This is a genomic window from Deltaproteobacteria bacterium, from assembly GCA_016219225.1.
Classification (GTDB): Bacteria; Desulfobacterota; RBG-13-43-22; order RBG-13-43-22; family RBG-13-43-22; genus RBG-13-43-22.
Genome location: JACRBX010000060.1, coordinates 1 through 4633, shown reverse-complemented (window position 1 = coordinate 4633; position 4633 = coordinate 1). Strand labels below are relative to the sequence as shown.

Annotated in this window: 5 protein-coding genes; 3 read left to right on the top strand and 2 right to left on the bottom strand. The window is 47.6% G+C overall.

Features of this window, described 5'->3' with window-relative positions:
* Nucleotides 1-65: 65 nt before the first annotated feature.
* Both HY879_05220 and prmA read right to left on the bottom strand, forming a co-directional pair.
* Complete coding sequence (locus HY879_05220) at nt 66-887, bottom strand: 16S rRNA (uracil(1498)-N(3))-methyltransferase (protein MBI5602736.1); 822 nt, start codon at nt 885-887, stop codon at nt 66-68.
* Nucleotides 854-1765, bottom strand: coding sequence for a 50S ribosomal protein L11 methyltransferase (gene prmA / locus HY879_05215; GenBank protein ID MBI5602735.1), 912 nt, complete (start codon nt 1763-1765; stop codon nt 854-856). The genes HY879_05220 and prmA overlap by 34 nt, the downstream gene beginning before the upstream one ends.
* 125 nt (nt 1766-1890) lie before the next feature.
* On the opposite strand from prmA, the gene larB reads away from it, so the two are divergent.
* The 3 genes from larB to HY879_05200 all read left to right on the top strand — a co-directional run bounded on the left by larB (nt 1891) and on the right by HY879_05200 (nt 4515).
* Nucleotides 1891-2643 carry a nickel pincer cofactor biosynthesis protein LarB gene (gene larB / locus HY879_05210; protein MBI5602734.1) on the top strand — a complete coding sequence of 251 codons (753 nt, stop codon included), beginning with the start codon at nt 1891-1893 and terminating at the stop codon, nt 2641-2643.
* Between the two features lie 176 nt (nt 2644-2819).
* Complete coding sequence (locus tag HY879_05205; GenBank protein ID MBI5602733.1) at nt 2820-3359, top strand: TetR/AcrR family transcriptional regulator; 540 nt, start codon at nt 2820-2822, stop codon at nt 3357-3359.
* A gap of 394 nt (nt 3360-3753) precedes the next feature.
* Nucleotides 3754-4515: an enoyl-CoA hydratase/isomerase family protein gene (locus HY879_05200; protein ID MBI5602732.1), complete on the top strand. Its 762-nt coding sequence runs from the start codon at nt 3754-3756 to the stop codon at nt 4513-4515.
* Nucleotides 4516-4633 lie beyond the last annotated feature (118 nt).

Here is a 4633-nt window from a genome sequence, read left to right as displayed (position 1 = left end):
CAAGGGGTCAAGGATTCAAGTGAACAGCGGGGGAATTAACCCCATTAATTTTCCTTGTAGAAATTTTATCTTCTGCCGGTGCCTGGATCAGCCGGGCCTGAAGGTCTTAAACCCATATCTCCCCAGACAAATTGGAGCAAACAGATCAAAGCGAGAGCGGCTGTTTCTGACCGCAAGATCCTCGGGCCTAAAGAAATGGGAATAAATCCTTTTCCTTCGGCTTGTTTTATTTCATCTTTATGAAAACCGCCTTCCGGCCCCACCAGGGCCAGGACAGGGGTTTGCAAGGGCGGTTTCAGTTCTTCCAAGGTCCTGGAAGATTCCTCTTCATAGGGGATGATCTTGAGGGCCTCCGGATATCCCTTTAAAAGGTCGGAAAAGGGGACGGGTGGCAAAAATTCCGGCAACACGTTTCGCTCGCATTGTTTGGCTGCTTCGATAAGGATCCTTTGCCAGCGTTTCATCCGGGAATCCATTTCTGATTTCTCAAAATTACGCCGGCTATGGGTTGAATAATAGGGCCGGAAGGCCGAGACCCCTAATTCCGTTCCTTTTTGCAAAATCCATTCAAAGGGTTGAGGCCGGATCAACGGGATTCCTATCGTTATCTTGAGAGCGGATTCTCTTATTATAGTCTGGTGATCCTCAATTTCAAAATAGACCTGGTTTCCGGAAATGGATTGGATCCGAACCTGGTATTCCTGGTTGGAATTGTCAAAAAGAATCACCTGATCCCCGACTTTCATTCGGAGGACCTGCAGGAGGTGTCTGGCTTCGTCTCCGCCTAAAAAGGGCTGCGGGCCATGGAGTTGTTCGGAAGGGATATGAAAACGGCGCATGGCAAAAGAAGCTTTTAGGGCCTTGCCTGGAAAAGGATACAGGCCCATTCCTCTTCAAAGTGCGACCCAAGGAAGGCCAATTTGTTTTTCACAAATGAGCTTATCAGGGATCTGGCCTGAGAGTCAAGGATACCCGAAGTCACCAGGACCCCCTTTGGGGACAACAATTGTTTGAACGTCTGGGCCAGGGGGATCAGCTCATTTAGAGTCAGGTTGGCCAGTATCAAGGAGAAAGGGCCAGTAATTTCCTCCGGGGTAGCTGATTCCACCTGGATTATGGCCGTTAATCCATTTAGACTGACATGGGCCTTGGTGGCCTCTACGGCCAAGGGATCATTATCAATGGCCAATACCGATCCGGCCCCGAAAGAAGCCGCTGCCAAGGCCAGGATGCCGCTTCCGGTTCCTGCATCCAGGACCCGCGAAAAAAGAAAGTCCCTTTGGAGAGGATCTTCTGCCAATGATTCTATGGCCTTCAGACAAAGGCGGGTGCTGGTGTGCCCGCCTGTGCCAAAGGCCTGACCCGGATCCAGTCTCAAGACGGTCTCATCGGGTTGTTTTTCATAATCTTCCCAGGTCGGGCAGACGATAATCCTGGAGCATACCCGAAGGGGCTTAAAGAATCGTTTCCAGTTTTCCTGCCAATTTTCTTCAAAAATCAGCCGCAGATCCCAGCAGGGGGGAGGGAAGTCCGGGAAATAGGTGTAGAGGGCGTCAATCCGTTTTTTTATTTTTAACAGATTTTCCCGGAAGGATTCATCCTTAGGTAAATAGGCCTTGATGGGAGAGGATGCCTGGTCCGGGCCGACCATTTCCGTTGTAAAAGAACCCTGGCCGGTTTCTTCAAAAATAATAGAACTGCAGCTCTCGTTTAATTCCGGAGAAACCGTCAGGCTGATTTCTATCCAAGACAGGTGTTTTTTCATAAAGACGATCCATTTGACAGAATGAGGGAACCCTTGTATTCTATAAAAAACGGCCATTAAAATCAAATCAATTCAAACCGTCGAATTGGTGGCCCAAAGGCTTTGAAAATCATCAGGGAGGAATTATGAATCCGGACCATCTAAAAGAGCTTTTAACCCAAGTCAAGAATGGAGAGGTGTCCGTCGAACAGGCGGTAAAAAAAATGAAGCACCTCCCCTTTGAAGATATCGACTTTGCCCGGATAGACCACCACCGTTCGCTCAGAAAAGGATTTCCGGAGGTTATTTTCGGGGAAGGCAAGACCTCGGGACAAATTATTGAGATTATGGCCCGAATGAATAATAATAAAGAAAACATCCTGGTCACCCGGTTGGATCCCCCAAAGGCCGAGGCGGTTCTTGAGAGTTTTCCTGAAGCGACTTATTATCCTCTTTCCAGGGTCCTGACCTGTATCGCCCAACCGATAAAAAAACAGACCGGACGCGGTCTGGTCCTGGTGATTTCGGCCGGGACATCCGACATCCCGGTGGCCGAGGAAGCCTTGCTGACGGCCCGGATCATGGGCAATCCCACCGATTATCTGTATGATGTGGGTATTTCCGGATTGCACCGTTTGATGTCCAATCAGGAAAAAATCCTGTCGGCTTCGGTCCTGATCGTGGTGGCCGGTATGGAAGGGGCCCTGCCCAGTGTAGTGGGCGGGCTGGTGGACCGGCCGGTCATTGCCGTCCCCACCAGCATAGGGTACGGGGCCAGCTTTAATGGCCTGGCCGCCCTCCTGGGGATGCTCAATTCCTGCGCTTCCGGAGTGGGCGTGGTCAATATCGATAACGGCTTCGGGGCCGGGTATCTGGCTACTTTGATTAACCGACCTTAAAGACCGCACAATGAGTTGCAAATACTCTTCTTGACATTTCCTCTTAATGATCCTATCTATTTTGTTGAAACAATGTTTTAATTAATGTAATAAAATTGATAAGAGTGTTCATGTCAAAAAAAGGAAACGATACCCCGGTAAGGGTTCCAGAGAAAATCAAACAGAGGCTATACTCGGTGGTACTGGATTTTTTTGCTGAAAACGACTTTCATCAGGTGAATCTTCGCAAAATCAGCAAGGTCTCGGGGCTCAGCACCGGAACAATTTACAAGTATTTCAAATCCAAAGAAGATCTTATCCTCGAAATACTGGAAGAAAAAATAGACGAGATAAAGCAACTTGCAAGCATGCACGACCAGGGCCTGAAAAACACTAAGGAGCGTTTCCGCAAGAGCTTTTGGGCCCTCATGGACTATTATGACCGGAACCCCAGCCTTGCCATATCCTTTTTCATCACCGTCCCCACACGCACCTGGATGCAGCGCGAATCCTACGCGCGCTACGATATTCACGAGCAAATTTCCAAAATCGCAGACGATGGAAGGGCGTGTGGTGAAATAGACCCCACTATTAACAATGTCCAGATTACCAGCCTTTACTTCATGCATCTTCAGCGTGAAATTACCATCTGGTATTACAGAGGCAGGCAATGGAAGCTGGTGGACTCTCTGGATTATTTCTTTCCTCTTTTTTGGAAGACCGTCTCTTCCTGTTAACTGCCATCTGTATTCAATCTTAAATCCTTCGCCTTAAACGTATTAAACCGCCATGCCCCTGGGGGCACCACGAAGCATGAAAAAGGATTCAAGGGGTCCAGGGGCCAAGGATTCAAGTGAAAGGCTTGGAATCTAAAACCCTTGAACCCTCGAACCCTCGAATCCTGGAATCCTTGAATCCTATTTTCGTATTAAATAATCTTTATATATTCAGGGGATTTTTTTCTTGACATCTCAAAAACAATGTTTTATTTATGCTAATAAATTAAAACAATGTTTCAATTAAATTCGAATCAAGGGAAAAAATGGCAAACAATCTCTCCTATCAGAAATATGAACAGGCATGGGCGCCAAAACCTTCCGACCCACAGATGTCAGGAAAGGGATGAATCGCATGGAATTTGTAAATCTGACGGTCCAAAATCACGTTGGTATTGTTACTATCGACCGCCCACCGGTCAACGCGGTAAATAGACAATTATACAAAGAAATTATGGACACATTCAGATCTATTAACGAAATAGACGAAATAAGAGTGGCCATCTTGCGGGCAGAGGGAAAAATGTTTGTGGCTGGCAACGACGTAAAAGATTTACAGCAACTCAACATAGACAATGGACACGAATACCGGGACATGGTCAAGGATAGCTTGGGATCGGTATACCAGTGCCGGGTTCCAGTTGTTGGCGCAATTAACGGCCCGGCGTTTGGCGCTGGGCTCGGCTATGCGGCCTGCTGCGACATATTGGTCGCTTCCGAAGAAGCAGTGTTCGGCATCCCGGAAATCAAGATAGGAATTGTCGGAGGAGCACAATGGCTCTCTCTGCTGGTACCCGGGAAAGTAGTCAGGTGCATGGCGTTAACTGGCTGCTCTATAAAGGCGCAGGAATTGAAACAGTACGGAGCAGTTTATAAGGTCGTCCCCGGCGAGAAGCTGATGGAAGCAGCCACGGAGGTCGCCAACGTCCTGATGACCAACAGTCCGATAATGCTTCGTTACTGGAAGGAAGCTCTTAACATCAACGCTGACGCCCGTCTGGCAGAAAAGTATGACGTAGAATCGGATTTCACCGGGAAATATATGGTAACTGAGGACTTCAAAGAAACGCTAACGGCCTTCCTCGAAAAAAGAAAACCTTTGTTTAAAGGTAAATAATGCGAGGGAATCGCGGGATTTGAAATAAGAGACGGAGTACGCCCCGTCCTTTAATTTTAAATACATTTTTTTGTATCAGTTTAGCCTTTTGAAAAAACGTCGATTTCCTTTCCGTCAT